Origin of the sequence: Cryobacterium sp. TMT2-18-2 (genome assembly GCF_004402245.1) — a bacterium.
In the GTDB taxonomy this organism is placed as follows: Bacteria; Actinomycetota; Actinomycetes; order Actinomycetales; family Microbacteriaceae; genus Cryobacterium; species Cryobacterium sandaracinum.
Genome location: NZ_SOFU01000027.1, coordinates 1 through 26,679 on the forward strand (window position 1 = coordinate 1; position 26,679 = coordinate 26,679).

A 26,679-nucleotide genomic window follows, 5' to 3' on the forward strand; every position below is an offset into this window, starting at 1 on the left:
GGCACCCCGGCCAGTGTCAGTGATCCCTCCCTGGCCTTGTCTTTGGCTGCCTGGGCCGCGTTCCGGGCCAGGGCCTCGGCGAACCGGCGGGCCTGATCGACCTGTTCGGTCAGGCGGGCGTCGACCCGGGCGGACTCCGCCTGCGTCTCCCGGATCGCATCGAAGTGACGACCCAGGCTCTCTAGCTGCTCACAATAGGAGGGCTTCATGAGACACACGTTACGGGTGACCACTGACATTCGAGGCCCCAGATCGGCACTCGCCAGCGCCCTGTGGATAACTTGATCACACCCGCATTGTGGAGGAGCAGAGCAACGCGCCCTGGGCCCGCTGCGGGCATCCGCTACTGGGCCGGCGGCACGCATCCGTCGTCACGTAGACGCGGCAATTTTTCGGTAAACGCCCGGTGCGGCGCCTGCCGAAGCGGCGTGTCGGGAGAATCTCCGCAGTTAGCGAATTCGACCGCGACGGATGCCCGGCGAACCTCCGGACGTCGGCGCACCGGGTCTCGACAAGCTCGACCACCGAGGCGGCTCGACTACCGGNGTTTCGACAGGCTCGACCACCGAGACCAGACCGAAACCGAGAGAAATGCCCGATGGGTCCATAATGACTCGGCGGAGCGTTGAATAGTCGCACCCCAGACCTGTCCGAGCAAGGAGTCGTCGTCCCAACGCATCGCCGGCGCGGAAAAGGTGAACCGGTAGCCCCAGGCCTGGCAGGTGCGGCCCGCGGGCTACGGCCTGCGCGGATCCCGGCCGGTCAGGGCGAGCAGCCTTGTCTGCAGCGGCGCGTTCTCGTCGGATGGTACCGGGGTGGCGAAGAGTCCGCTGGCCTCGAGGGTGTCCCGCTGGGGCTCGAACACCGTCCAGACCGCCTCGATCAAGGCCGGGTCGAGGGACTCGTCGGCGGCCGTTGCCCGCGCCAGGTCCCAGGAATGGATCGTGACATCGGAGACCTGCTCGCGCAGGTAGTCGGATGCCGTCACCGTGTCATACGACAGGGTCACCGGTGCGTCGGCCGGGGTCGTTGCCCAGGCTGCGGCCGCCAGCGCCGAATAGACGGCCCATTCCTTCGCGAGGTCCGGGCCCAGCGGGGTGAGTGAGCGCCGGGCGTCGAGCACCGTGAGGCCGCGCAGCAGCGCGGGGACCCACTGCTGTTCCAACACCACGTGGCGCACCAACTCGGTCACGGTCCACTCGGTGTCCGGTGTGGCGGCGGCCCAGTCGGTGATCAGGTCGACGCGGGCCCCGAACTCCTCGGCGGCCTGTTTCTGCAGCGCAAGCCAGTCATATGTCATGGGACTCCCTTGGTCGAACGGGTGGAACGGTGAAACGGATGCCCCTGCAACGCTACAACCGGCATCCGTCGCCCTGCATTCCGTCGCCGTGCATTCCATCACCGTGCATTCCGCCCGGGCGCTGTTCACGTTCTCCCGTCGCGGAATCGGTCGCGGCCTGTCGCCGGTCCGGGTTAGGGTCTCTCCAGGAGTCGAAGGACCATGAGCAGGCAGGACGCATGAGCAGGCAGGACGGCAGCGATCGCACGGTCTCGACCGACGCGGTAGACGACAGCGCCGCGACCCTGCTCCACATCGACCTGGACGCGTTCTTCGCGTCAGTCGAACTGCTCGATCACCCCGAACTGGTGCACCGCCCGGTGATCGTGGGGCACCGGTCCGGGCGCTCGGTGGTCACGGCGGCGAACTACGTGGCCCGGCGCTACGGCGTCAATTCGGCCATGCCTATGGCGCTCGCCCTTCGGCGCTGCCCGGAGGCTGTGGTGCTCGAACCGCACATGGGCCGGTACAGGGAATACTCCGACCGGGTGATGCGCATCTTCGAAGAGTTCACGCCGCTGGTCGAGCAGCTGGGCATCGACGAGGCCTTCCTCGACGTGGCGGGTGCCCGTCGCCTGCACGGCACCCCGGCCGAGATCGGCGCGAAAATCCGGGCCCGGGTCAAGGCCGAAACCGGGCTCACCTGCTCGGTCGGTGCGGCGAGCACGAAGTTCGTCGCCAAGATGGCGTCGGGCCGGGCGAAACCCGACGGCCTGCTCGTGATTCCCGCCGAAGAGACCCTCGCATTCCTGCATCCGTTGCCCGTCGGCACCTTGTGGGGGGTCGGCGCCACGACCGAACAGGCGCTGCTCGGGCAGGGCCTGCGTGAGATCGGTGACCTCGCCCGCACCCCGCTCGCGGTGCTGCAGAAGTGCGTGGGCGACGCGTCGGGCCGCAAGCTGCACGAGCTGGCCTGGGGGAGGGACCCTCGGGTGGTCACGGTGGAGCACGCAGAGAAAAGCGTCGGCCACGAGGTCACCTTCGAATACGACGTGACGGATGTCGCCCGACTCCGGAGCGAACTGCTGCGGCAGTCCGTTGCGGTGGCTGCCCGGCTGCGCCGCGCGGGCCTCGTGGGCCGCTGCGTGGTGCTCAAGGTGCGCTACACCGACTTCAGCACCGTCACCCGTTCCCGCACCCTGTCGGAACCGACCAGCGTCGGACGCCGGATCTACGAGGAGGTGGCTGCCAGCTTCGAGGCTCTGGCGGTCTCCGGCATCCGGGTGCGCCTCATCGGCGTGCGCGTTGAGCAGCTCAGCGATGGCGACGGCACTGGCGCCGGCCTCTGGGACCCCGACGACGACTGGCGGGGAGCCGAACGGGCCGTGGACTCGGTCACCGCACGGTTCGGGCGCGGCACGGTGCGCCCGGCGTCGCTACTGCATCCGGACACACCCTGACCAGGCCCCCACTGACCAGGCCCCCACTGATCAGGCAACCGCAAACCAGACAGGGGGTAGCCTGAATCCATGACTAGCCTTCCAGAGAAGCTCGCAGATATCTCTCGTACCGCCGGCGTCAGGTCGGCCTACGGTGATCCGGTCCAGGTGGACGGCGTCACCCTGATTCCCGTTGCTCTCGTGTACTACGGCTTCGGCGGTGGCGAGGGTGACTCCGCCGCCACCGGCAGCGGGTCCGGCGGCGGGGGCGGCGGGGCATCCCTGCCGATCGGCGCCTACGTCAAATCGGGCACGACGGTGCGCTTCGAGCCCAACGTCATCTCGTTGCTCGCGGTCGGCATTCCGTTCCTCTGGGTGGCCGGCAAGGCGATCTCCCGCGTCGTCCGCGCCCTCAAACGCTAGCAGCGAAGGTGCCCAGCCGCCCGGTCGCCCAGCCACCCCGGCTGAGGATGTCGGGCTGCTGACTGCGCTTCGACGCGGTGGATGAATGTGCGCTCTCACCGCCGCGTCCTTCGAGTCCGAGGATCTGCGGCACATCCGTCCCGAACGAATTCGACGGCAATTGTGCCCTGAACAGTGCGCAGGGGTTGGGGCTCGAAAACGGGTGTTGACCGAAGAATCTCCGTCGAATTGGTGCGGCGCCGGGCACGCCGTTCCGCCTGTGACGGCCAGCATTTACTCCAACTGAGGGAGTCGGGCGGCTGGCTGCGCTCCGGCCCTGTCAGTGCCCGCCGAACCGCTCGTCGCGAGCTGGATCGGTCTCGAACACGTCGGGGACGCCGTCGTTGTCGGCGTCGAGCGCCTCCTTGTCGGCGATGCGCCCGTAGTGCCGGTTGCGGCTGCGCAGCACCACCGTCGCCAGTAGTGCCGCCAGCAGCGACCCGGTCAGGATAGCTACCTTGGCGTGGTCGTCGTGCGGGCTACCCTGCCCGAAAGCCAGCTCGCTGATCAGCAGCGACACCGTGAAGCCGACACCGGCGAGCATGGCGACGCCGATCACATCCACCCAGGCCAGGTCCGGGTCGAGGGCGCCCCGGGTGGTCTTGGTGACCAGCCAGGTGGCGAGCATGATGCCTGCTGGCTTGCCCACCACGAGGGCGACGACGATTCCGATCGCGACCGGGTCGGTGAGGGCTGTGGTCAGGCCCGACACGCCGCCGATCGTGACCCCGGCGGAGAAGAACGCGAACACCGGCACGGCGAAACCGGCCGAGAGCGGGCGCATGCGGTGCTCGAGGTTCTGCGCCAGGCCCGGGCCGGCGTCGGGTCCGCCGCCACGTCGGCTGCGCAGCACGGGCACGGCGAAGCCGAGCAGCACTCCGGCCACCGTGGCGTGGATGCCGGAGCCGTGCACGAGAACCCAGGTGGCGATGCCGAGCGGCAGCAGAACGGCGCCCGCGGCCCACGTGGTGGTGCCGAACAGGTAGGAGTACTTATGCGCCAGAAAGGCGAAGAGGCCCAGCGGCACGATGGCGAGCAGCAACAGAACAGGCTGGAGGTCGCCGGAATAGAAGAAGGCGATGATGGCGATGGCGAGCAGGTCGTCGACCACGGCCAGGGTCAGCAGGAAGATGCGCAGGGCGCTGGGCAGTTTGGAGCCGATCACGGCGAGCACGGCCACGGCGAAGGCGATGTCGGTGGCGGTGGGGATGGCCCAGCCTCGTAACATTTCCGGCCCCGAGCTGAACGCGATTGCGGTGAAGATCACAGCCGGCACGATGACGCCGCCGACGGCCGCGGCGACCGGGACGACCGCGCGGCTGAAGGTGCGCAGATCGCCGGCGACGAACTCACGTTTGAGTTCGAGGCCGGCAATGAAGAAGAAGATCGCCAGGAGTCCGTCGGCGGCCCACGCTCCGAGGCTCAGATTGAGGTGCCACGGCTCGTAGCCGATCTTAAAGTCCCGCACGGAGAAGTAGAAATCGGAGGCCCCGGTGTTCGCCAGGATCAGCGCGAGAACCGTCGCCACCAGCAGGAGAGCGCCGCCCACGGTCTCTTTGCGCAGGATCGTCGAGACGTGCAAATACTCGGGATAGCTGCTGCGGCGAAAGACGTTCAGTCTCGGGGTGGGCGGAAGTGGTGGTGGTTTCGGCATGGACAAGCCTCAGTCAATCGGGATTTTGTGGCACACGAACACAGCTGTCGACCAGACTTCCCGACTCACCACTTCGAGCGTACCGCGTTCGGGCGCTCATCGCCGCCCGCGTCAGCTACGCCACCAGCGGCCCAGCCGCTGGCGGGAGCCCGGCCCTTCCCGCCAGCTCCGGGGGATATGCCAGGGACCGCGCACGGGTAGCCCGCGTCGCATCCGTCGTCGCCGCAAAATGAAGTGGCGCAGCAACAGCAGCAACAGCCCGGCGAGGATGAGGGGAACGGTGAACGTCATTCGCGCCCGACAGTGATTCGGGGGCGAGGCGAGGACTCCATCCCGCGAGTCTAGGCCGAGGTCTATACTGAAATCGAACACGGGAGTCCGGTCAACCGGGCTGAGAGGAAGCTTCTGAAGCTTCGACCGTCGAACCTGATCTGGATCATGCCAGCGCAGGGAGGCAGATTTTCTCGTTCCCGTGCCCTGGAACCATCTACGGAAAGGGCACGACCAGTGCACGCTACAACAACCCTTCTCACCCCCACCACATCCCACCAGCCGCGTAACTTCCGGTGGCGGGTCGTCGACATCGTCATCGCCAGTGTCATCGGCGTGGCCAGCGGGCTCATCTTCGTCGTCTGGAACCAGGCGTACAACCCGCTCAGCGGCCTGCTCACCCCGCTGCTGCCGGGCCTGCAGGCGCTCCTGGGCGGCGGATGGCTGTTCGCCGGCGTGCTCGGCGGCCTCATCATCCGCAAACCCGGCGCCGCGCTCTACACCGAGCTGCTGGCGGCGGTCGTGTCGACTCTGGTCGGCGGCACCGCCTGGGGAGCCACCATCCTGGTCTCCGGCCTGGTGCAGGGTCTCGGCGCGGAGCTGGTCTTCGCGCTGTTCTTCTACGCCAACTACCGCCTCGTCGTGGCCCTGCTCGCCGGCGCGGGTGCCGGCCTTGCCCTCGCCGTCAACGACCTGTTGCTCTGGTACCCCGGATCGGCCGTTCCCTTCATCACCATCTACACCGCCTCCTCGATCGTCTCCGGCATTGTCGTGGCCGGACTGCTGTCCTGGCTGGCCATGCGTGGCCTCGCCCGCACCGGGGCACTGTCGCGGTTCGCCGCCGGGCGATCGAACCGCACCCAGGTCTAGGGGGACGGCGATGACACCGGCAGCAGCGGCATCCGTCTCGGGAGCGTCCGTCGTGGCCCGCGGCTGGGGATGGCGGCATGCCGGGCGGCGGGGCTGGGCCGTCAACGGCCTCGACCTGAGAATCGAGCCGGGCGAGCGCGTGCTGCTGCTCGGCGCCTCCGGGGCCGGCAAATCCACTCTGCTGCACGCCCTCGCCGGGGTTCTCGGCGGCGACGAGGAGGGCGAGCAGCGCGGTCAGCTGCTTGTAAACGGCGCCGAGCCGACCGCAGCGCGCGGCCAGGCCGGGCTGCTGCTGCAGGACCCTGACTCCCAGGTGATCCTGGCGCGGGTGGGCGACGACGTCGCCTTCGGCTGCGAGAACCTTGGGGTGCCCCGCGAAGAGATCTGGCGCCGGGTGAGCGACGCCCTTGACATGGTCGGCCTGAACCTGCCGCTCAGCCATCCGACGTCGTCGCTGTCGGGTGGACAGAAGCAGCGCCTCGCCCTCGCTGGGGTGCTGGCGATGCGGCCGGGGCTGCTGCTGCTCGACGAACCCACAGCGAATCTCGACCCTGGAGGCGTGCTGGATGTGCGCGATTCCGTTGCCCGCGTGCTCGAGAACTCCACGGCGACGTTCATCGTGATCGAACATCGGGTCGCCGTCTGGCAGAACCTTGTGAACCGGGTGATCGTGCTCGACGCGGCCGGGGGAGTGCTGGCCGACGGCCATCCCGACGACGTGCTGACCAGGCAGGGGGAACGGCTCGCGGCCGCGGGTGTCTGGGTGCCCGGGCGGGGCAACGGCCTGACTGCATCGCGGCGCGAGACCAGCTCGGCGTCGGCGCCCGGCTCGGTCCCTCTGCTCCGCACGCCCGGCCTCGCGGTCGCGCGCACGCGCGCCGACGTGCTCGCCCGGGACATCGACCTCACGGTGCACGCCGGCACCGCTCTGGCAGTCACCGGACCGAACGGCGCCGGCAAATCGACCCTGATGCTCACCCTCGCCGGCCTGCTGAAACCGGCCGGGGGAGCGGTTCTCGCGAGCCCGGAGTTCGCCGGCGGGGCCGACGAGGAACCGATCCGCTGGAAGTCCCGCCAGCTGCTCACCCGCATCGGCACCGTGTTCCAGAGCCCGGAGCACCAGTTCGTGGCCGCCACCGTGCGGGCCGAACTCGCAATAGGGCCGCGCGCCCTCAAACGGCCGGAGGCGAACATCAATGCCCGGGTCGACGAGGTGCTGCAGCGCCTGCGCCTGGACCACCTGGCCGAGGCGAACCCGTTCACCCTCTCCGGCGGAGAGAAACGTCGGCTGTCGGTGGGCACCGTGCTGGCCACCCAGCCACGACTGCTCATGCTCGACGAGCCCACCTTCGGCCAGGACCTGCGCACCTGGCGGGAGATCGTGGCCCTGCTCGACGAACTCCTGCGGGAGGGCACCGCGGTGGTCGCCGTCTCGCACGACACCGACTTCGTGGTCGCCCTGGCTGACCGGGAGTACCATCTGGCCGGGCGGGCCGGCCGCAGCGTCACGCCGCGGGCGGCGGTGTCCCGGTGAGCGTGCTGACGCCTGCCCGGGGAACCCAGGCCATCTTCCGGATCAACCCGGTCGCGAAGCTGGCCGCCGCGCTGCTGCTGGCGGGCGTGCTCATCCTCACCATCGACTGGGTCTCCGCAGTCGTCGCCCTCGCCTGCGAGTTCGTGCTCTTCTTCTGGGCCGGGCTGTCCCTGAAGGCCTTCGCGGTGCGCACCCTGCCGGTCTGGATCGCCGCCCCCACCGCCGGCGTCACCACCCTGCTCTACGGGCAGGCGGCCGGGGAGGTCTATTGGTCTTTCGGGCTGGTGAACGTGACCGAGGGATCACTCGAGCTGGCCATCGCCACGACCCTGCGCATCCTCGCCATCGGACTGCCGTCGGTCGTGCTCTTCGTGACCGTCGACCCCACCGACCTGGCCGACGGCCTCGGCCAAGTCGTGAAACTGCCGGCCCGCTTCGTGCTTGGCGGTCTGGCCGGGCTGCGCCTGGTCGGCCTGTTCCTCGAGGACTGGCGCGCCCTCGAACTGGCCCGGCGGGCCCGCGGCATCGCGGACCGCGGCGTCCTGCGCCGGCTGCTCAGCCAGGCCTTCGCCCTGCTGGTGCTGTCGATCCGGCGCGGCAGCAAACTCGCGACGGCGATGGAGGCCCGCGGGTTCGGCGCCTCGGTGCGGCGCACCTGGGCCCGCCCTTCCAGCTTCCGGGGGCGCGAGGTGGCCCTGGTCGGCATCGGTCTGGCCGTGGCCCTGCTCTCGGTGAGCGTCTCCGTGGCGACGGGAAGCTGGAACTTTGTCCTCACCTGATCTGCCCACGGCCGCCCTCGAACCGGCCGCCCCCGATCCGGTCGGTGACCGACGGATGCTGCTGGCCCCCGTGCTCCGCGACCTTGCCGCCGCCGGGGTGGCGCCCGTCGTTCTCATCGACGGGCCGAGCGGCGCCGGCAAGAGCACCCTCGCCGACGCGCTCGTCGTCGCCTGGCCGGGACCGCTCCGGCCCACCCTGGTGCGGCTGGACGACATCTACCCCGGCTGGCAGGGGCTGGACGCCGCCGTCACGCACCTGCGCGAACAGGTGCTCGCCCCGAGAAGACTGGGCCGGCCCGCCGCCTGGCGGCGCTATGACTGGGAGCGGCGCGAGTTGGCAGAATGGCACCCGGTCGACCCGGCCCGCCCGCTGATCGTGGAGGGCTGCGGAACCCTGGCGGCCGCCCACGCGCCACTCAGCGACATCCGGGTCTGGCTGGCCGCCGACGACCGCATCCGCAAGCAGCGGGCCCTCGCCCGGGACGGCGAACTGTTCCGGTCGCACTGGGACCAGTGGGAAGCGGGCTGGGACGCTTACCGAGAGCGGGAGGCGCCCGAGCGGCAGGCGACGATCCGGCTGGCCGGGACCCCGGACATCCGTCGCCCGCAAGTCGGTGCCCGGGACTAGGTTGGAGGTATGGCTGATCAAGGTGCTGAAAATGTCGTTTACACCGCGGAATTCATTGACGGTCCCCTCGCGGGCCAGGTCGACACCCGGGTGCTGATCCAGGGCAAACATGACGCCCGGGTCAGCATGATGGCCGCCGTCGAGGGGGTCGAAACGCTGTTCTGGTACGACGAGGAGGACGTGCGCGATGTGCAGGGCCGCGTGCACGTGCGCTATCGGTTCGACGCGGGCGAGAGCGACCCGTTCCTGCCGACCGGCGAGCGCGAGTAGCCGCAGACCAGTAGCCGGCGGGCGGTCGCGGCAGCCTTTCGCCGCTAGCGGTCCGCGGCGATCAGCGCCGAGATCATCGGCACGGGGTGCAGGAGCCGCCAACCGAGGCCCGGCGCGCTGATCGTGCGGTCGAGCACCAGCGTCGACGTCACCTCGGTGCCCCCGGTCTCCACCGTGACCCGGCCGACGGTCTTGCCCGCCCGGCCGGTCGACACCGTCTCCAGGATCACCTCCGCGTCGCCCGGCGCCTGGGCCAGCCAGCCGTACGTCGTCGTGGCCGTGCGCACGGTTCCGGAGGCCTCGGCCCCCCACGGTGTGCTGAACTCCACGTAGGCGTCACCCTGGGCGAGGGTTGGCAGCTCGCGTACCCCGGCGCGGGCGCTCTCCATCAGGACGGTGACGTCACTGGTCAGGGTGTCGTAATCGGGTTCGCCGAGCAGGGCACCGGCAAAGGTGTAGGTCGAGTCCGGGCCCTGCACCTGACCGGTGAAGAGAAAACAGACGCCCGCCCCGTCCGTGTAGCTGCGGGTGATGCCGGTGACGCCCAACTCGGCCAGGAACGCCGTGGTGTTGTCCACGCCGCGCTGGCCCACCAGGGCGGAGGCCGGCTGGGAGAGGATGGCATTGATCACCGGGTCGGCGGCGGCCAGGCCGGCCAGCCGGGCAAGGTCGGTGGCCGTTCCGACGCTTTCGTCGTTGAGCCCGGTGGCGTCGGCGACACGAGTGCCGTCGAGGCCCTGCTTGCCCAGCCAGGCGTTGGCGGCGGCGCTGTAGGCGTCGAGGGAGCCGAAGGCCCAACGCGCCAGCGTGTCGGCGTGATTGTTGCTGGAGCCGAGGATCATCGCCTGGAGCAGCTCGGTCTCGGTCCACAGTTCGCCCGGGAAGACCACGACGGTGCGGGCACCGGAATTGCCGTAGTCGATGTAGTCCTGGTAATCCGCGGCCGTGATCGGGATCTGAGGCCCCGTCTCACCAAGGGTCAGCGGTTTCGCGTCGAGCACGACCAGGGCGGTCACGATCTTCGTCGCCGCGGCCATCGGCAGCGGTTCGGCCGTGCCGGCCACGGCGAGAGGCAGGGTGGTGGCGAGAGCGTCGGCGTCCAGCGCCGTCGTCTCCGGGAAGGCCGGATCGCGTGTAACCGTGGCCAGGCCGATGACGGCGCTGCCGCCGGTGGCCGGCAGCGCGGGCGGGAACGGAACCGACTCGCCGGCCGCCGGCGTGACCAGCGTGGCGGTGGCCTCAGGCAACGGCCCCAGTAGGGTGGCCGGCCCGTAGACGCCGACGGACAGGATGACGAGGGCGCCGACCGTGGCGCCGATGACGCGGGCAGGCCGGGATCTACTCATGACGCAAGGCTAACGGTGGTTGGTCATCCCCAGCCGAGGTCGTGCAGCCTGTCGTCGTCGATGCCGTAGAAATGGGCGATCTCATGCACCAGAGTGATGTGCACCTGGTCGCGCAACTCCTCGAGATCCGCGCAGAGCTCCAGCAACGGCTCCCGGTAGAGCACGATCCGGTCCGGAATCTCACCGAAGCCGTACTGCCCGCGCTCGGTCAGGGCAACCCCGTCATAGAGCCCGAGGGTGTCCATCGTGCCGTCTTCGGGTCGGTCCTCGACCACGAAGATCACGTTGTCCAGGCCGTCGACCATGTCGTCGGGCAGGAGGTCGAGCTCGTCGACGACGAGACGCTCGAACTCCTTGTGAGTCAGCTGCGGCATCCGTTCAGCATCTCACATTCGTTCAGCCTCTCAGGGAGCCGGTCAGCTGTTGATCGTGATGGTGCTCAGGCCGCCGTCGGTGACGCCCCAGGTCTTGAGGATCTCGCCGTAGGAGCCGTCGTCGACCATGGACTGCAGGGCAGCCTGCACGGCCGCTGCCATCCCGGAGTCCTTCGCCACGGCCATGCCGTACGGTGCCTCGTCGAAGGAGGTGCCGGCCTTCTGCAGCTTGCCCGCGGTCTGCTGGATCGCGTAGAGGGTGACCGGGGAGTCTGCGCTGAAGGCGTCGGCCTGGCCGAGCACAGTGGCGTTCGTGGCCAGGTCCTGGGTGTCGAACTTGAGCTTGTCGATCGGGGGCTTTCCGGCGGCGACGCAGGCGGCGCTCTTGGCCGGGATTTCGTCGGTGTCCTCGTAGGTGGTGGACTGCACGGCGATCTTCAGGCCGCAGGCGTCGTCGGGGTCGACGGTGGTGCCGGTGGCGGAGGCCCACTGGATGCCGGCCGTGTAGTAGTTGACGAAGTCGACCTGCTCCTGGCGCTTCAGGTTGACGGTGAAGGACGAGTTTCCCAGGTCCATCTCGCCGCCGATGATGCTCGGGATGATGGTGTCGAAATTCGCGACCTTGTAGTCGACGGTCAGACCCAACTTCGCGGCAACCGCGGCGCCGAGTTCGACTCCCCAGCCGATCGGGTTGCCGGAATCGTCCTTGAACTCGTTGGGGGAGTAATTCGGGCTCGTTCCGATCACGAGCGTGTCGGAGGCGCGGACCTTCTCCGGGAGCAGCGCCGAGGCGGCGGCATCTTCGGTCACGGTCTTGGCGGGCGCGGTGGCGTCGGCTCCGGGAACCGGCACAGTGTTGTCGACGCAGCCGGTGAGCAGGAGGGCGGCCACCGCAGCGACGGCGGAGAGGGCGAAACGAGCACGCATGGAGAGATCCCTTTCAGCTGTCCCGGACGCCGTTGGACCGCGGGGAGGCCGAGGCGAGGACACCATTTCGGTGCGGCGTTTCGATGCCGGAAATGCGAACGCGCGGCCGAATCCGAGGGCCCGGTCGCGCGTTCGATGGACTGTTTCTGCGTGTTTCAATTGGGGTGAGTAACGGGGCTTGAACCCGCGGCCTTCCGGACCACAACCGGATGCTCTACCAGCTGAGCTATACCCACCATGCGCTGCTTTCTCACAGAGAAGGCAACTTGACAAGTGTATTACATGTTCGCAGCGAAAATGTTCACGGCTGCGGCCGCGCTGTTCTTCGCCTGTTGGCTGGACGGCCCGGGGTCGGCCACGAACACGGTTTGGCGGTAGTACGCCAGTTCGCGGATGGATTCGAGGATGTCAGCCAGGGCGCGGTGTCCGCCGTCTTTCGCGGGGGCGTTGAAGTAAACCCGCGGGTACCAGCGGCGTGCGAGTTCCTTGATCGAGGACACGTCGACGTTGCGGTAGTGCAGCTGGGCGTCGAGGCGAGGCATAAATTTCATCAGGAAGGCCCGGTCGGTGCCGATGGAATTTCCCGCCAGCGGAGCCCTCTGCTCGGCCGGGATGAACTGCAGTACGTATTCCAGCACCAGGGTCTCGGCCTCGGCGGCGCTGATTCCGTTCGGGATCTCGTTGATCAGCCCGCTGGTCTCGTGCATGTTGCGCACGAAGTCGTTCATGTTCTCCAGCGACGCCTGATTCGGCTTGATGATGAGGTCGAGTCCCGGGTCGATGATGTTCAGGTCGTAATCGGTGATCACTACAGCGATCTCCACCAACTCGTCGGAATCAATGTCCAAACCGGTCATCTCGCAGTCAATCCAAACCAACCGGTCACTACTTTTTTTCATGTGTCGAGTCTAACGGCGGACGCCGACCGGCCCTGTTGCGCTGATCCCGGCAGCGGTGCGACTGAGACGTGCGCTCCGTAGACTACCTCGCATGGAATTGACGTACTTCTCCTCCGCCTTCTGTGAGCCCTGCATGCAGACCCGGGCAGTCCTGGCCGAGGTCGAACGCCTCGTGCCCCAGGCGACCGTGCGTGAGCTCGACGTGGTGCGGGACGTCGCGGAAGCCGAGGCCGACGGCATCCGGATCACCCCCACGGTGATCATCCGGGACGCGGCCGGGATCGAGGTCTTCCGGGCCACGGGTGTGCCGACACTCGCCCAGGTGCTCGTGGCGGCCGCGAAGGCCGTTTGAGCGCCGGCGGGCCGGGTCTGCGGTATCGTTGATCGTTCTTCGCCCCCGTAGCTCAGTGGATAGAGCAGCGGCCTTCTAATCCGCTTGTCGTAGGTTCGATTCCTACCGGGGGCACCACGCACGTCGTCTGATCAGGGTTTCTTGTCCTCACTGAAAGGGCAAGACTTGATGCACTCAACGTTTATTCAACGATTATTCCACTGTGCCCGCCCGTTATGGGCGCGCGGAGAGAAGGTACGCGACCCAGTTCGATTGACCTGGTGTGGCCTTGGGCACCTACGAGTTATGAATGCTGAAAGTCTCTTGGGGCTCGGCCTCGAGCCCGTACTCACGACGAGTGAGCTCGCCGAGTATCTCGGCGTGCACGTGCAGGCCATCTACGACCTGCGCACCGACGGCCGCGGCCCATCCGGTATTCGAGTCGGACGGGAGATCCGCTATCGTGTCTCCGATGTTCTCCGTTGGCGGAACGGACTCCACGAGCCCGTTCCGTCCTTGACTGGTCGCGGGGGCGAGCGCTGATGGCCGGCCGGCCACGACTTCCGATCAGTACGTTCGGCGCGATCAAGGCGACCGAGGTCGGTGTAGGGCGTTTCCGGGCGATGGCTCGCTTCCGCGACTGGGACGGTCAGTCGAGGCAAGTCACCGCGACCGGTTCGAGTCGCAATGCGGCGAAGACCGCGCTCAAGGTCGAGCTGGCCGCGCGGATGAGCGCCGCCAACGTCGGCGACACAGTGAACGCGGGCTCGCCGTTCAGGATGCTGGCCGAGGCCTGGCTGGAGGACCTGAGGCTCGACGTCGACCGCGCGAACGGCACAAAAGCCGTCTACGAGTATGAGCTGCGCGGGCTCGTGCTTCCCTTCTTCGAGCACTTCACGGTTCGCGAGGTGACCGTCGGTCGCATCGAGCTTTTCCTGAAGGTGCAGCGCGCGATCTCTTACACGCGAGCCAGGCACTCCCGAACGATCCTCAGCATGGTGCTGGGGTTTGCGGTGAGGCGGGGGGTCATCCCGCGCAATCCCGTGAAGGAGACCTCACGGATGAAGAAGCCCCAGCACACCCCGAAAGCGCTCACAGCGGATCAGATATCCGCAATCCGTCTCGCTGCCCGCGACTGGCGCATGGGGGAGGGCCGGATGGGGCCGAAGCCGGACGGCCAGGTGCAGGACCTCATCGAGGTGATGCTCGGCACGGCAACGCGGATCGGCGAGGCACTTGCGCTTCGAAAGTGCGACGTAGACATGACCGCCGATCCGCCCTGGGTGCACATCCGCGGAACGCTCGTCGTGCAAAGTGGTGTCGGCGTGCTCCGCCAGGCTCATCCCAAGACGCACGAGTCGAACCGGTCCGTCGCCGTGCCACAATTCGCGGCAGAGGTGATACGCCGACGTCTGACACTGATCGAGGCGGAAGACGGTGAACATCTGCTGTTCTTCGCGCGGAACCGCAAGCCACTCGCGCCGCACAACGTCAGGCGCACATTCCGCGAGATCCTCCGGAACGCTGGCCTCGACGGCATGGGGATCACCCCACACGCCTTTCGCCGGACGGGGGCGACGCTGCTCGCCAACGAACTCGGCATGCAGGCTGCGACTGACGTGCTCGGACACACCTCGACGTCGACGACAAAGGCGCACTACGCGGAGCCCGACCGCGCAGTAAAACCCGAGCCGGCGACGGTGCTCCAGCAGCTGGCGCCGCCCGCGTAGACAACCTCGTGCGTGTGACCCCCGGTTATCGGGCTCAATGTCGGAAGAGCCAGACGGGCACCGCGGCAGTTTCGCGCGGTCGGAGCGACGCACTTTCCGCATTTGACTGCGGAACTCATCCACCGACGTCGCCCCCTTGCTGCCGTCCCACATATGGAACGGTCAGCGGGACGAAATCCGCGGCCAATCCCGCGACGGCCCTGTGTGTCGATGCTGTTTTCTGGTGCGTCAAGAGAAGAACGCGCAGCATCCGGCGCGGTGCTCTCGGGCCGGGGCAGCACGTTCAACAGACGTCGATAGCGCCGGGCTGAACGACGCAGATTCCGTGCGGCGTTCGTCGCGGTAACCAGCTGCAAGGGCAGCACGGGAGCCTCGACCCGCCTCACCTCCGCCCGGTCGTGCCAGAGCTCCCGAAACGTGGTCGCCGTGCCGTGTTCAGCGTCCTGCCCATTCTTAACCATCGGTAACGCGTGCCGAAAGACCCGATCCCGGTACATGTCGAGTAGCACCCCGCCGGGTGGCAAGATGTGGTCATGGGTATGGAATGATCACGCGCTGCTTCATCACTGGCATCACTATCGCAACCCCCATCACCGCGCGCGCAGTCGTTGGTTGTACTTGCACAGGAGGAAGTGGGCAAGGCGGTCTGGGTCTACAAGTCGTTCTATAACGCCTGGAACGACGGTGACGAAACGCCTCGCGAGGTGCCTGAACTGCGCAACAAGGGGCTTAATCACCTCGCAAAGCTCATAGAGGCCACCGACTTCTTATCCGCAATGGTCGAAGTCCCGGGATTTTCGGAGGCCGTGGACATCGAAATCGCGAAGGCCCACGCACCCGATGCGCTGGCCGCCTATCTGAAGGGCCTCGCCCAGGAGGACAACGAGGCGAAGAAGAGGGGCTTCTACGTCGATCTCCGAGCGATGGCTCGTTCACGGTGCCACATGAGATCGACAGGCCACTCCTGAGGTTTCAGATCTGGGAGGCCGCTGACATGATCCAGTGGTTCCTCGTCGAAGATCATATGCGAGCCAGCCTGACGGGCAAAGAGCCGCTCTCCCCAACCGAGGACGTTGAGACACTGCTCGTAGCTGTCTTGGCTCGCGGCTCGGACGATTAGGTCGGCTCACCTACGTCACATGGGTATATCCGCTTATGCCCATGTGACATGCAACCGCCCGTTGTAGCGGGCGTCCGTAACCCGGACGTTCATGGGGCACAGAATCCGACGCAATGGCTTCGAGCCGGCGTTGGGCAGCTGGGTGCCATGTGGGAACGATGAACGGGCGGTATCGGGGGCACTGCAAGCCGCACCGCGGGAAATCGCCCATAAGCCAGTGATCGTTTTAAGCCTGGCTCTACTGTTGATAGAGAGCATTCGAAGACGACGACGATGAATTTGCCGTCCTCGACGGCCAGCGACCTGATCTACCCACAGTTTCTTGGGCGCAAGGAAGATGATCTGCTCACGAGGATGTCGGCGGGCAACAGACCGCGCATTCTGCACCGGCAGCTGGAAGCTGCCCGATTTAGCGAAATGAGGGGGAGCTGTGATTAAGACGCTGTCGAGCCGAGAGGCATACCGTAACGCTTGGATGACTGTGCGTGAAGACGTGGTCCTTAGGGCCAACGGCCTTGAGGGCATTTATGGCTATATCGAGAAGCCAGATTTCGCTCTGGTAATTCCGCATTGTGACGACGGGTTCTGGCTCGTGGAGCAGTACCGCTATCCAGTCGCTAGACGTGCCTGGGAGTTCCCACAGGGGTCTTGGGGTACCCAGAAGGAGGGAAGTCAACTCGACTTAGCCCGGACAGAGCTGCAAGAAGAGACCGGGATAGAAGCACACACGATCCGTCATCTTGGGCACCTATATGGGGCGTATGGCATGAGCAGTCAAGGCTGTGACGTGTACGTCGCAACGTCTCTGACCCAGGGCGTTCCGCAGCGCGAGGATACGGAGCAGGACATGGTCCATAGCTGGTTCAGTGAGATCGACTTCGTGCTGATGATCCAGGCGGGAGACGTCGTTGACGCAGCGACGATAGCGGCCTTTGCTTATTTCACAATTGACAGAAGTAGTCGCCTATCCGGAGAGCGACTGTCGCGCGCCGAGTAAATAGCCCCTGTGTCCTCTTTCCGGATGGGGGTGATCGTTTGGTCTAGGTGCGCGAACGGGACAGTTCAGTGACCCCTGCACTCTGACCCCTGCATTCTCTCGGCGGTTCCAAGGCCGCCGACCGGTACCGGTCCAGGCGCAGCCTCTTCCCGGTTCGTGAACAGAGGAATACCCGAAGCTCGACCTCGTGAGCGAATCGCACGACATCGCTGGCTGGCAGGTCGGGAGCCGCCACAACGCCGATCGGCAGGTTCATCTGGTCCCTCCAGGCCGCAGGAGCGGTGGAGGGGTCCTGGTGGAAGTTCGGACGACCACCGACCAGTCGTGGGCGCCGGCTTCAGCCCGGTCGCCGAGTGCCAGTCGCGCAGCTGATGCCCCCTGGGCTCGGAGGTCCTGGGCCACGGAGCTCAAGTCATTCTCAGCGGCCGCTTTAGAATCGTCCCATCCGCTTATGGAGAGCGTTTCGGGGATACGGAGAAGCGCGCTGGTCGCAGCCTTCAAGACACCGACTGCCTGTTCGTCGCTCATCGCGGCGATGGCGTCGACCTGATGATCGAGGGTGAGCATCCGTTGGGCGAGCGAGCGGGCTTCGCCCTCATCGTTGGTTGCGGTGGCACCGACGACTACGTCTTTCCAATTGAGCCCCAGCGCCTCAACGGCATCTCGATACCCGAGGAGGCGCTGCCGGGTTACGGGGAATTGCACGGTGTCGGGGTCGATACCCGTGACCAGCACCGTCGTGCGCGCGGCGTTGAGGGGGAAGCTGAGGATTGCGGGTCGACGGGCGCCGTCGCCCTGCCGGCCATGCTGCTCACCGGCCGGGCGTTGGACAGGTGGGGGCTTTGGTTCGCTGCGGCGGCGATCCTTGCGCTCGGTGTGGCTGGATTCGGAGTGGCGATAATCGCGCACGGGTTCGCGTCCCTCTGCGTGGGGCTCGTCGTCGTCGGTCTGGCCAGTGGAGCCACGGATGTGGCCATGAATTCGATCGCTGGCCGGGCCGAGCAGGCGTCAGGAGTCTCAATCATCATCCGCTCGGGTGGCCAGTTCTCCAGCTTTGTCGTCCTGTCAAGCATTGCAGCCGGCCTCTCGTCCTGGATCGGCGTACCAGTCTTCATGCCCTTCCTCGTTGTGGCTGCCTTGTCTCTTGCCGCCAGCGCGAGCGTTCTACGGTCACTTTCGACGCAGATCACTGGGGGCCAGGCGAAGCAGAGGCCCCGGTTGCCTGACGTCAACGCACGACTCCGGTACATCCCACTTTTGCTGGTTGGTGTGCTGGGTGCACTCGCGTTTGCGAGCGAGAACGCCCACCAGAGCTGGGGTGCGGTCTTCCTCGAGGACGAGCTCGGTGCCGGGCCAGGCTTCAGCTCCGTAGGGCCAGCCGTCTTCGCTGGTGTCGTCGCCATCGCCCGGTTCTCTGTGGGACGAATTCAACAGGGCAATGAGAGCCCCATCTTGATACTTGGATCGATTACGGCGGCCGTGGGCGCTCTCGTCATCGCGATGTCCCCGACCCTCCCGATCGCCATCCTTGGCCTCATCGTCGCTGCGGCCGGCACCGCAGCGCTGTATCCAACGATGCTCAGCCTCATCTCCCGCGGAGTGGACGAGGCCTATCGCGGCAGGGCCACCGCGATCGTGACCACGGTCTCGTACATCGGGTTTCTCCTCGGGCCGGTCTACGTTGGTCTCTGGTCAGAAGCGACGGGCTTACGAGGAGCCCTCGTGGCTGTCGCCGGACTCGGAATTGTCTTGTCCGTTGTGGCGCTGCCTCTCCTGAGCCTGTCTGGGTACACCCACTACCAGGGGGCCAGGGCTCTTATCAAAAGTTAGACCCGAGTGACTGGGATCGTCGTGCAGCCTCACGCAAGAGGAACCCTTTCCGGGCGAAGGCGGATGCAGCGGCACTGTTCGGTGCGACGATGAATGCTTATTTCGGACGGTTCGAGCGCCGGTTGCGCCGTAGTAAATAAACGCCCCTGAATTGCTCGTCTACACACTCCTGGAAGAATCATGAAATGACCGCCACTCTTCAGCGAATCCTCACCAGCGAATTCCCTTCATGGCTGGACCGCAGCTGCACCGAGTACATCGGAGACTTGGTTGTCCAGGGCGCATCGCCAGAACAAGCTCGGCTCATGGCGGTCGCGAGCATGCTGCGCTCATTTCCGGACGGTGCTCTGAGCCCTGGCAATGAGATCTTTCATGTCATGAGTGAGGCGGGTTGGTCTGTGGGATATCTCTGGATCGGCCAGGATGTCAGCGCCGACCCGGGTGCGTGGTGGGTCTGGGACATTGTCATCAATGCCGACCAACGTGGCCAGGGATTCGGGAGGGCCGCCATGCTCCTCGGCCAAGAGTATGCCCGCATACAAGGCGCGCATACTCTCGGCCTGAGCGTCTTCGCATTCAACACCGGCGCCCGCGGTCTCTACGAATCACTCGGCTACGAAATTACTTCGGTGAAGATGCTCAAGAAGCTTGACTGAGCGTTCCGAAAGCGCCAACCTCTGCGGGAACCGATGTTCTCAGCTTATGAGCCAGTCGAAGGCTCGGTCTTCGAGTTTTGGGTTGCGTGCGGCCGAGAGGTGGTCGAGTCCTTCGTGGTCGGTGATGGTGATGTTCGCGGCGGCCGCGGGGTTCTCGGCAGTGAGGACCTCCTTGAATCGGGCCGCCCCAGACGGCGGAACATGAGTGTCGTCGCCACCAAGCTCAAACGCTATTGCTGGCGCATGTCGGTACACAATCGGGTTGGTAAGTGGGTTCAATCGCGTGTAGAGCCATTCGCCGTACGGCGACGGGCTACCTTGGTCAACCAATTCCTCGGGCTGGCCAACTTGCGTCATGCCGGGCCGGGTCCAGTCGGGGGTGGCGACGATAGCGGCAACCCGTTTAACGCGCGGGTCGACACCGGCCAGCGCGACTGAGATATCACCGCCCATGGACACGCCGCCTGCGACGACATCGCTGCTCAGGTCGTGTGTATCGATTGCCCAATAGACGATTCGGAGGGCATCGAGCGTGGTCTGTCCGAGGATGGGCCACATGTGCATGCGGAATCCACCGAACTCTCGCGCCATCAAGTCGTGGGGGGCTTCGGTCGATCGTTCGCCGTGCTGCCACGGGTCAAGGCTCATAGCGAAGTAGCCCACGTCGGACAGGCGGTGCAAGAACGGTGCGACAGTCTCTTTGGTTCCGCCGAGGAATGGAAGCCAGAGCGCGAGGCGACCAAGCGCCAAGACGGGTTTGGGCGTGGACCAAAGGACAGGGATGCCGTCCACGATCGACGAATGCAGGTCGGAATCGGACTTGAGTGATTGCGGGGACGTCATGGGTTCAGGATATTGAGCGAGTCTGACACGCGGTCAGGTCCGTGTCGTTCGCTGAACGTCGATGGGAATGATTAGCGCGGCCGCAGCCGCAACCCGACCACCGGCCGCGTCAGTTCGGGGCATCGTCCGGGCAGGCGCTTTGGCTGCGGCGTTCCCGCCTTCCGCTTAGGGAATCAGTCGCTGGTCTCGGAGGCTCTGGAAGATTCTCAGGAACATTGCTTCGCTGTCAACATATGTGTGGAAGCCAGCACGTCTCGATTTTGAGGTGTCGGCGATGACGTCGTAATCCCATGCAAAGACGAAGTCGCCAAACGGCCAGGAGGACACATCAGAGTAGGGAGTCTTTGCCAGATCGTGCTTCGCAACCATTGCGTCCCAGAGGTCAGACTTGTCTGCCATCGCGTCACTCAGAGTCATCGGCAGCGGTGGCGCTACCTCGAGGTCGAAGAACGCTGCAATTTTCGGCCACATCGACGACCAGCGGAACATGTCCCCGTTAGTGATGTTGAATGCTTGGTTCCTGGTACCGGGGCTCGTTGCCGCCCAGACGGTGGCTTCCGCCAGCAGACCCGAGTCCGTCATCTCGATCAGGCTTGTGTAGGCCCCGGGCTTGCCAGGGAACCGAAACGGGACGCCGAGCTCTTTGCTGATGGAGGCGTACACCGCAATCACCATGGCGAGGTTCATGGGGTTACCGAGCCCAATGCCGGCCACAACCGAGGGGCGCAATGCCGACCATGACCAAGCGGCGTCGGCCTGACGGCGCTCAAGGAACTGCTGCTGGTCCACATTGAACTCCGGCGGCATGTGCGGTGGATCGTCCTCACGGGCCGGCGTTGAGAAGGGCCCCAGGTGAGCACCATAGACCTTGTACCCCTGCATCAAACTGATGTGCTCTAGCTTCGGCGCCACGGGTTCGATCGCATCGACAACATTTGTGAGCATCGCCAAGTTGGGCGGCACCAGTTCCGCCCAGCTGGCGCGATCCTGATAGGCGGCATAGAAGACGTGGGTGACCTCAGTCAGGCTGGCGAGCTTCAGAGCGGTGTCGTCCTTGTCCAAAAGGTCAACGGCGATATGCCGAATCGATCCCTGACTCACCCCTCCCCGCCGAGAAAGCCCGATGATCGTCCAGCCTCCCACGCGATCAAGGTGCTCGATCAAGTTCCCGCCGATCACACCCCGTGCTCCGACGACCAATGCAGTTCTCAGCGCCATGGTTCCCCTTCCATCGTTAAATCGTGATTTATCGATTCCATTTCTAGCACAACATCGCTACATCGCGATATCACGATTTGACGCTATGCTGGAGTCATGGGAGACCTCAGCGACGATCAACTGGTGAGCGCCTTCAAAGCGCTCGGCCACCCAACTCGCTTGGCAATCTTGGGCTGGCTCAAGGAGGGCAACTCATTTCCGCCGCAGGATCGGCCAGCGGACGAGGTCGGAGTGTGCCTCAAGCACATTCAAGCGCGTGCAAACGTGTCGCAGTCCACCGCCTCACAGTTCATGGCGACGCTGCAACGCTCAGATCTTGTGATCTGTACTCGCATCGGCCAGTTCTCGCACTACCGTCGTAACGAGCAGACCATTGCCAAACTCGGCGAGGCCATCGGCGGCGATATCTAGCCACATTGCGGCCCCGTTCGCCGCAAGCCCCGGGCGAACCGGAACCACTATGGCGCTCTGATGTACGCCACCATGGCGGACGTCTACGGACGCAGATTTGGCGCCAATTCGCCGAGACTCCGACGTTTCGGGGGAGTGGCGTTTGGGAACCTCTACCGGTCACGCGCATTCCTCAGCGGGACATGACCCCGGAAGGCTCAGGCCTTACGAGCCGCCACAGAGAACATCAGCGGTACCCTCTCGCGACCCGAGGCCAAAGCAAATCCGGCCGGCGTCTCTACGAGTGGGGGGCAACGGCTTCCAGGGCATAGCGGCCCGTCCACCCTCGCAGGCCGTCGAGGTGCGAGTGTGGTCGACCACGTGCTGCCCGCGGAGGTTCCTTGGCCGTCCCCAGCCTGATCAATCCGTGCAACGTTCGGCTCGCGGCCTCAAGCGTCGTTCGGTCAAGGCCTCGACGGCTTGGAGGCTCAGCGCGTGACCGCGCCGTGCCTCCACGCCGTCAGCTCGCCGGGACGCGACCTCCGGGGTCAGGCGGCCATCGCCCCGTAACGCTTGTGGCCCTTGACGTCGTAGCGGTCGAGCATCATGACCTTCGACCAGACGCGGATGAATTCGCGGACGAACCGCTCTTGCTCGTCGCTGCCCGCGTAGGCGTCGGCGATCGACCGCAGTTGCGCGTTCGAGCCGAATACCAGGTCATTCCGGGAGGCCCTCCAGCGAGCCTCGCCGGTCGCCTGAACCCGACCAGTGAAGGTCATCGCGGTCTCGTCGTCCTTCGTCCAGATGAGGTCGGTGTCGGTCAGATTCACGAGGAAGTCGGTCGTCAGGGCTCCGACGTGATCCGTGAGCACACCTACGTCGGACCCGTCCCAGTTGCTGCCGAGCACGCGGAGCCCGGCGTGCAGGACGGTCCACTCCGGTGCGGTGAGAGTGAACAGGTTCGCTTTGTCGAGGAATGCCGCCTCGGGCGCGACGCCCGGAGCAGACTCTTCGAAGCGCTCGGACACGAAGTTGCGGAACCCGTCCGCAATGGGTCGCAGCCACTCGAACATCTCGATGTCGGTCAACTCCTGCGTCGTGTCGACACGGCCTGGCGTAAACGGCACGCTGGCGTCAGATCCTGCCGCCCGTGCCGCCTGCTCCACGGCGGCGCTGCCGGCGAGGACGATGAGGTCGGCGAGAGATACCTTCCGTCCGCCCGACGTCGCCGTGAAAGCCGCCTGCACGTTCCGCAGCGCGTCGATGACTGGGACGGTGCGTCGGTTGACCGCCCAGTCTTTCTGCGGCGACAAGGCCAGGCGGGCACCGTTCGCCCCTCCGCGCTTGTCGCTGTCGCGGTAGGTCGAGGCGGCGGAGAACGCCGTGTAGACGAGGTCGGGCACGGACAGCCCGGTCGCGAGGACGGCTTCCTTGAGCGCTGCCACGTCGGCCTCGTCGAGTGAGGATCCTGCTGCGTCCGGGAGCGGGTCCTGCCAGAGCAGGTCGTCGGCGATGGTGACCTCCGGGCCGAGGTACCGGTGCTTCGGCCCCATGTCGCGGTGCGTGAGCTTGTACCAGGCCTTCGAGAACGCGAGGGTGAACAGATCGAAGTCGGCCAGGAAACGCTCGCATATGGCCCGATACTCCGGGTCGACCTTGAGTGCGATGTCCGAGGTCATCATCATGAGCGGGTTCATCTGACCGGGTACGTGGGCGTCCGGAGTCTTCGGAGCCTCCGGGTCAGTCGGTGTCCACTGCAGCGCGCCGGCCGGGCTTTTCGTCTGCTCGTAGTCGTACGCGAACAGGTTCTCGAGGTAGGTGTTGTCCCACTGTGTCGGGTTCGGAGTCCAGCTGCCCTCGATGCCGTTGGTCGAAGTGTGCTCGGCACTGCCGGTACCCACCGGGTTGTGCCAACCGAGCCCCATCGACTCGATCGGGGCTTTCTCGGGTGATGGTCCGATGTCGGATGCGGGTACCTGGCCGTGGCTCTTACCGAACGCGTGGCCACCGGCGATCAATGCCACCGTTTCCTCGTCGTTCATCGCCATCCGCGTGAACGTGATGCGAATGTCGCGTGCTGAGCCCAGCGGGTCGCCGTTCGAATAGGGCCCCTCAGGGTTGACGTAGATGAGCGCCTGGTGCGACGCGGCCAGGGGGCTCTGCAGGTCGTAGTCCGCGTCGCCGTTCTGACCATGCCAGCGTTCGTCGCGGCTGACCATCTCGTCGGGGCTCGCGACCGCGTGCGGGTTCCAGACCTCCGGGCCCCACCAGGTGCCGTCGTCCGGTTCCCACGCATCGAGTCGTCCACCACCGAAGCCGTAGGTCGGCAGGCCCATCAACTCGAGGGAGCAGTTGCCGGTCAAGACCATCAGGTCGGCCCACGACAGAGCGTTGCCGTACTGGTGCTTGATCGGCTGTAGGAGTCGTCGTGATTTGTCGGTGTTGCCGTTGTCCCACCAGCTTCCGATTGGTGCGAACCGCTGCATCGCGGTGCCCGCTCCGCCACGGCCGTCGGCAATTCGGTACGTGCCGGCGGCATGCCACGCCATTCGGATCATCTGTGGACCGTAGTTGCCGTAGTCCGCCGGCCACCAGTCGACCGATGTGGTGAGCAGTCGCTTGATGTCCGACTTGAGCGTCGTGAGGTCGATCGTGGCGAAAGCCGCCGCGTAGTCGAAGTCCGCGCCGAGCGGGTCGGCGTCTACGCCATTCCGGTGGAGAAGCTCAACCCGGAGACGCTGCGGGTACCAACTGTCCAGGGTCGGCGACTGACCGAAGGTGCCGCCGAGGTGGTCGCCACCTGCTGGCAGCGCACCGCTCATGTGGAAACTGCATGTGTTGGTCTGGTCGTCAGTGCCCATTGATGCTCCCTGTGTACTTTAGCTGGATGAGAAACGGTATCGTCGAGGTCACAATTTAACGATCAACCGCCGCATCGCAGCAGCGTCAATCTGTGGTGCAGCGATGCTTCGACGCTGCTGTGAGGCGGTGCGTCGCGGGCTGCCGACGTGATGGGAAGCCCGATAGAGAGATCGTATTCCCGCAAGGTGCGCGTGGCCTGCCAAGAAAGTGTCTGACTTCTAGACGGCGGTGGTGCGGTGGCCGAGCGCACGACGGCCAAACCAAATAAAGCCCTGCGCCGATTGCTGCGGTGCGGGCGATGCGAAGCCCGGTGAAACCGACGCCGGAGGATGGGGGCTGTCGAGAGCTTGATTTCCGCGAATCGTGTTCCGCTCGCGGTGACCTGGGAGCACCCCCGCCAGAGGCTCCTAGTGGGGAACCTTCACCGGAACTGTTTGAGGGCGTCGCTGTAGCGTCGAGGGTCACCGCGGGTTTCATCTGTCACGAGCAGTGCGTGGCGTCCAACTACTCGCGTGTATGAGCCCTGGCACGGGATGCTGACGATCTTGCTCAGCCCGGCGCGCCATGCGGGGATGAGGGCAGTGAGCGACACGCGCTCCGGTTCTTCGTCCAGGGGGATGTGGAAATGACCGAACTGAGTCTCGGCCCTGTTCTGATTCCAAACTTCGTATTGGTCCGTGAAGGCTTCGTCCCCGAAATCGTCGCGCCATGATGGCCCTATGAGCGACTTCAGGAGTTCGGCGCGCTCAATCGACCCGTCGCCGGTTCCCCGGAGCTGGTCGAAGATGTTTTCATCGTGAAGTATTCCGGCATGGTGCACGCACGCGTCCCAGATGGAGGACCATGCGTTGTGCCAGGTCTGGGTTCTGTCTGACAATTCCGTTTGAGCATGCGTCCTGACGGATTCGTCCGAGAGCAGAGGGGGGAGATCGTTCGCAGCTGGCTGCAGATTCCAGGCCTCCCGGATCCAGAGCAGGTCGATAAGAGCGTGCGGATTGTCCTCGACGGTGATCAACATGTCGTGCGGCCAGGGGTTCCCTGGGATCGGAACAGATGAACGCATCGCACCCTCCATCGAGCATCAACTGCCGACAGTCTCCCACCGCGCAATGCTCGATGGAGGGAACGACGTGCGAGCATACTCCTTACAAAACACGGCGATTGGTCGGGCGCAGTCCGCCCAAGACCGATTAGATGGAGGGATGGATTCGAACTATCGGTTCTCAGCCGACGTTGCCGATATAGACCGTGACCAAGTGCACCGCTGGATCAGCGAACAGTCTTATTGGGCGCCAGGGAGATCACGTGCCCGGCAGGATGCAGCCATAGACGGCTCACGGAACTTCGGCGTCTACGACACCGAATCGAACGAGCAAGTCGCCTACGCGCGGGTCGTCACGGATGGAGTGACTTTTGCATGGCTTTGCGATGTGTTCGTCGACCCCCAGGTTCGAGGCCGCGGCATTGGCGCTGTCCTCATCGAGGGAGTTTTGGAAGAGTTCGAGCCGCTTGGTCTGCGGCGCATCGCGCTCTCGACCAACGATGCGCATGGCTTGTATTCCAAGTCAGGGTTCACCGCTTTGGGTATCCCCGAGACGTGGATGGAAAGAATCGGCAACCCAAGCGCTTAGTCACCGTCAGACTTCGGGTCGGGAACTCACCTATTCCGTCCTTTCCTGTTGGGTGTCACGGGGGAACCTTCTGCGGGACTTTTCACGGTGCCGATAGCGGATTGTTTGGGCAATCTGGACGGGGCTGTAGTGGTCGTCCTGAAAGTGCCTGCAACGCGGGGGCCTAAGGCAAGGCTGCGCCGAACACGACGAGCGCCAACCCCTTGTCGTAGCCGTTGGTCCAGCCACTAAGGTCACGTCCCGCGGAGTGGTGGAGTTTCTCGACACCGTGCGGGTCAGTGGTTCCAGTTTAGGCGGCGGCGAGTTCGGGGAGTATCACCGCCTCGTCGAGGACTTCGAT

The 26,679-nt window shown here is 65.5% G+C and carries 28 protein-coding genes, 2 tRNA genes and 1 riboswitch; of the genes, 17 read left to right on the forward strand and 13 right to left on the reverse strand.

Annotated elements, in window-relative coordinates:
- Both E3O22_RS08700 and E3O22_RS08705 read right to left on the reverse strand, forming a co-directional pair.
- A partial coding sequence (locus E3O22_RS08700) for a hypothetical protein (RefSeq protein ID WP_134397092.1) occupies positions 1 to 209 on the reverse strand: 209 nt, incomplete at its 3' end.
- Between the two features lie 527 nt (positions 210 to 736).
- Positions 737 to 1,300: a TIGR03086 family metal-binding protein gene (locus tag E3O22_RS08705; RefSeq protein ID WP_134394805.1), complete on the reverse strand. Its 564-nt coding sequence runs from the start codon at positions 1,298 to 1,300 to the stop codon at positions 737 to 739.
- A 218-nt stretch (positions 1,301 to 1,518) separates the two neighbouring features.
- On the opposite strand from E3O22_RS08705, the gene E3O22_RS08710 reads away from it, so the two are divergent.
- Both E3O22_RS08710 and E3O22_RS08715 read left to right on the forward strand, forming a co-directional pair.
- Positions 1,519 to 2,739, forward strand: a complete 1,221-nt coding sequence (locus tag E3O22_RS08710; protein WP_134394806.1) for a DNA polymerase IV — start codon at positions 1,519 to 1,521, stop codon at positions 2,737 to 2,739.
- A 69-nt stretch (positions 2,740 to 2,808) separates the two neighbouring features.
- On the forward strand, positions 2,809 to 3,141 hold the full coding sequence (locus tag E3O22_RS08715; RefSeq protein WP_134343105.1) for a hypothetical protein: 333 nt from the start codon (positions 2,809 to 2,811) through the stop codon (positions 3,139 to 3,141).
- A 319-nt stretch (positions 3,142 to 3,460) separates the two neighbouring features.
- On the opposite strand, the gene nhaA is transcribed toward E3O22_RS08715, so the two are convergent.
- On the reverse strand, positions 3,461 to 4,834 hold the full coding sequence (gene nhaA, locus E3O22_RS08720; RefSeq protein WP_134394807.1) for a Na+/H+ antiporter NhaA: 1,374 nt from the start codon (positions 4,832 to 4,834) through the stop codon (positions 3,461 to 3,463).
- Positions 4,835 to 5,194: 360 nt separating this feature from the next.
- Positions 5,195 to 5,304: riboswitch (TPP riboswitch) on the forward strand.
- 37 nt (positions 5,305 to 5,341) lie between these two features.
- On the opposite strand from nhaA, the gene E3O22_RS08725 reads away from it, so the two are divergent.
- Genes E3O22_RS08725 through E3O22_RS08745 form a run of 5 tightly spaced genes read left to right on the forward strand, consistent with a single transcriptional unit; the run spans position 5,342 to position 9,185 of the window.
- Positions 5,342 to 5,974 (forward strand): ECF transporter S component, encoded by a 633-nt coding sequence (locus E3O22_RS08725; RefSeq protein ID WP_134394808.1) that lies wholly within the window; start codon positions 5,342 to 5,344, stop codon positions 5,972 to 5,974.
- Positions 5,975 to 5,984: 10 nt separating this feature from the next.
- Positions 5,985 to 7,508 (forward strand): ABC transporter ATP-binding protein, encoded by a 1,524-nt coding sequence (locus tag E3O22_RS08730; RefSeq protein ID WP_134394809.1) that lies wholly within the window; start codon positions 5,985 to 5,987, stop codon positions 7,506 to 7,508.
- A complete protein-coding gene (locus tag E3O22_RS08735; RefSeq protein ID WP_134394810.1) occupies positions 7,505 to 8,287 on the forward strand; it encodes an energy-coupling factor transporter transmembrane protein EcfT in 783 nt (260 codons plus the stop codon). Before E3O22_RS08730 ends, E3O22_RS08735 begins: the two co-directional genes overlap by 4 nt.
- On the forward strand, positions 8,274 to 8,915 hold the full coding sequence (locus E3O22_RS08740) for an ATP-binding protein (protein WP_241976583.1): 642 nt from the start codon (positions 8,274 to 8,276) through the stop codon (positions 8,913 to 8,915). Before E3O22_RS08735 ends, E3O22_RS08740 begins: the two co-directional genes overlap by 14 nt.
- 9 nt (positions 8,916 to 8,924) lie before the next feature.
- Entirely contained in the window at positions 8,925 to 9,185 is a 261-nt protein-coding gene (locus tag E3O22_RS08745; RefSeq protein WP_104103259.1) for a hypothetical protein, read from the forward strand.
- Between the two features lie 44 nt (positions 9,186 to 9,229).
- On the opposite strand, the gene E3O22_RS08750 is transcribed toward E3O22_RS08745, so the two are convergent.
- From E3O22_RS08750 to orn, 5 genes are all read right to left on the reverse strand, one after another.
- Positions 9,230 to 10,531, reverse strand: coding sequence for a D-alanyl-D-alanine carboxypeptidase family protein (locus E3O22_RS08750; protein WP_134394811.1), 1,302 nt, complete (start codon positions 10,529 to 10,531; stop codon positions 9,230 to 9,232).
- Between the two features lie 23 nt (positions 10,532 to 10,554).
- Entirely contained in the window at positions 10,555 to 10,905 is a 351-nt protein-coding gene (locus tag E3O22_RS08755) for a metallopeptidase family protein (protein WP_134394812.1), read from the reverse strand.
- A 42-nt stretch (positions 10,906 to 10,947) separates the two neighbouring features.
- Positions 10,948 to 11,832 (reverse strand): ABC transporter substrate-binding protein, encoded by an 885-nt coding sequence (locus tag E3O22_RS08760; protein WP_166784602.1) that lies wholly within the window; start codon positions 11,830 to 11,832, stop codon positions 10,948 to 10,950.
- Positions 11,833 to 11,992: 160 nt separating this feature from the next.
- Positions 11,993 to 12,068 (reverse strand) — tRNA-His (locus E3O22_RS08765).
- 42 nt (positions 12,069 to 12,110) lie between these two features.
- Positions 12,111 to 12,731 (reverse strand): oligoribonuclease, encoded by a 621-nt coding sequence (gene orn / locus E3O22_RS08770; protein WP_134394814.1) that lies wholly within the window; start codon positions 12,729 to 12,731, stop codon positions 12,111 to 12,113.
- Between the two features lie 91 nt (positions 12,732 to 12,822).
- Between orn and E3O22_RS08775 the strand changes: the two genes are divergently transcribed.
- The 6 genes from E3O22_RS08775 (at position 12,823) to E3O22_RS08800 (ending at position 16,909) form a co-directional block, all read left to right on the forward strand.
- Complete coding sequence (locus E3O22_RS08775; RefSeq protein WP_104103273.1) at positions 12,823 to 13,083, forward strand: thioredoxin family protein; 261 nt, start codon at positions 12,823 to 12,825, stop codon at positions 13,081 to 13,083.
- A 41-nt stretch (positions 13,084 to 13,124) separates the two neighbouring features.
- Positions 13,125 to 13,200: transfer RNA gene (locus E3O22_RS08780), tRNA-Arg, on the forward strand.
- 168 nt (positions 13,201 to 13,368) lie between these two features.
- Positions 13,369 to 13,605, forward strand: a complete 237-nt coding sequence (locus E3O22_RS08785; protein WP_134394815.1) for a helix-turn-helix domain-containing protein — start codon at positions 13,369 to 13,371, stop codon at positions 13,603 to 13,605.
- Positions 13,605 to 14,792, forward strand: a complete 1,188-nt coding sequence (locus E3O22_RS08790; RefSeq protein ID WP_134394816.1) for a site-specific integrase — start codon at positions 13,605 to 13,607, stop codon at positions 14,790 to 14,792. Before E3O22_RS08785 ends, E3O22_RS08790 begins: the two co-directional genes overlap by 1 nt.
- Positions 14,793 to 15,358: 566 nt before the next feature.
- Positions 15,359 to 15,760, forward strand: a complete 402-nt coding sequence (locus tag E3O22_RS08795; protein WP_134394817.1) for an AbiV family abortive infection protein — start codon at positions 15,359 to 15,361, stop codon at positions 15,758 to 15,760.
- A 627-nt stretch (positions 15,761 to 16,387) separates the two neighbouring features.
- Entirely contained in the window at positions 16,388 to 16,909 is a 522-nt protein-coding gene (locus tag E3O22_RS08800) for an NUDIX hydrolase (protein ID WP_134394818.1), read from the forward strand.
- Between the two features lie 252 nt (positions 16,910 to 17,161).
- On the opposite strand, the gene E3O22_RS16725 is transcribed toward E3O22_RS08800, so the two are convergent.
- Positions 17,162 to 17,818: a substrate-binding domain-containing protein gene (locus E3O22_RS16725; RefSeq protein WP_166784604.1), complete on the reverse strand. Its 657-nt coding sequence runs from the start codon at positions 17,816 to 17,818 to the stop codon at positions 17,162 to 17,164.
- Between the two features lie 204 nt (positions 17,819 to 18,022).
- Between E3O22_RS16725 and E3O22_RS16730 the strand changes: the two genes are divergently transcribed.
- Complete coding sequence (locus E3O22_RS16730; protein WP_370448408.1) at positions 18,023 to 18,739, forward strand: MFS transporter; 717 nt, start codon at positions 18,023 to 18,025, stop codon at positions 18,737 to 18,739.
- A 185-nt stretch (positions 18,740 to 18,924) separates the two neighbouring features.
- Complete coding sequence (locus tag E3O22_RS08815; protein ID WP_134394820.1) at positions 18,925 to 19,395, forward strand: N-acetyltransferase; 471 nt, start codon at positions 18,925 to 18,927, stop codon at positions 19,393 to 19,395.
- A gap of 39 nt (positions 19,396 to 19,434) precedes the next feature.
- On the opposite strand, the gene E3O22_RS08820 is transcribed toward E3O22_RS08815, so the two are convergent.
- Complete coding sequence (locus E3O22_RS08820) at positions 19,435 to 20,238, reverse strand: hypothetical protein (protein WP_134394821.1); 804 nt, start codon at positions 20,236 to 20,238, stop codon at positions 19,435 to 19,437.
- Between the two features lie 165 nt (positions 20,239 to 20,403).
- A complete protein-coding gene (locus tag E3O22_RS08825; protein ID WP_134394822.1) occupies positions 20,404 to 21,456 on the reverse strand; it encodes an SDR family oxidoreductase in 1,053 nt (350 codons plus the stop codon).
- A gap of 96 nt (positions 21,457 to 21,552) precedes the next feature.
- Between E3O22_RS08825 and E3O22_RS08830 the strand changes: the two genes are divergently transcribed.
- Positions 21,553 to 21,867: a helix-turn-helix transcriptional regulator gene (locus E3O22_RS08830; RefSeq protein ID WP_134394823.1), complete on the forward strand. Its 315-nt coding sequence runs from the start codon at positions 21,553 to 21,555 to the stop codon at positions 21,865 to 21,867.
- Positions 21,868 to 22,394: 527 nt separating this feature from the next.
- On the opposite strand, the gene katG is transcribed toward E3O22_RS08830, so the two are convergent.
- On the reverse strand, positions 22,395 to 24,668 hold the full coding sequence (gene katG, locus E3O22_RS08835; protein ID WP_198410588.1) for a catalase/peroxidase HPI: 2,274 nt from the start codon (positions 24,666 to 24,668) through the stop codon (positions 22,395 to 22,397).
- 461 nt (positions 24,669 to 25,129) lie between these two features.
- A complete protein-coding gene (locus tag E3O22_RS08840) occupies positions 25,130 to 25,771 on the reverse strand; it encodes a hypothetical protein (RefSeq protein WP_134394825.1) in 642 nt (213 codons plus the stop codon).
- 139 nt (positions 25,772 to 25,910) lie between these two features.
- On the opposite strand from E3O22_RS08840, the gene E3O22_RS08845 reads away from it, so the two are divergent.
- The gene (locus tag E3O22_RS08845) at positions 25,911 to 26,339 is read left to right on the forward strand and encodes a GNAT family N-acetyltransferase (RefSeq protein ID WP_134394826.1); all 429 of its coding nucleotides are present in this window, start codon (positions 25,911 to 25,913) and stop codon (positions 26,337 to 26,339) included.
- Positions 26,340 to 26,679 lie beyond the last annotated feature (340 nt).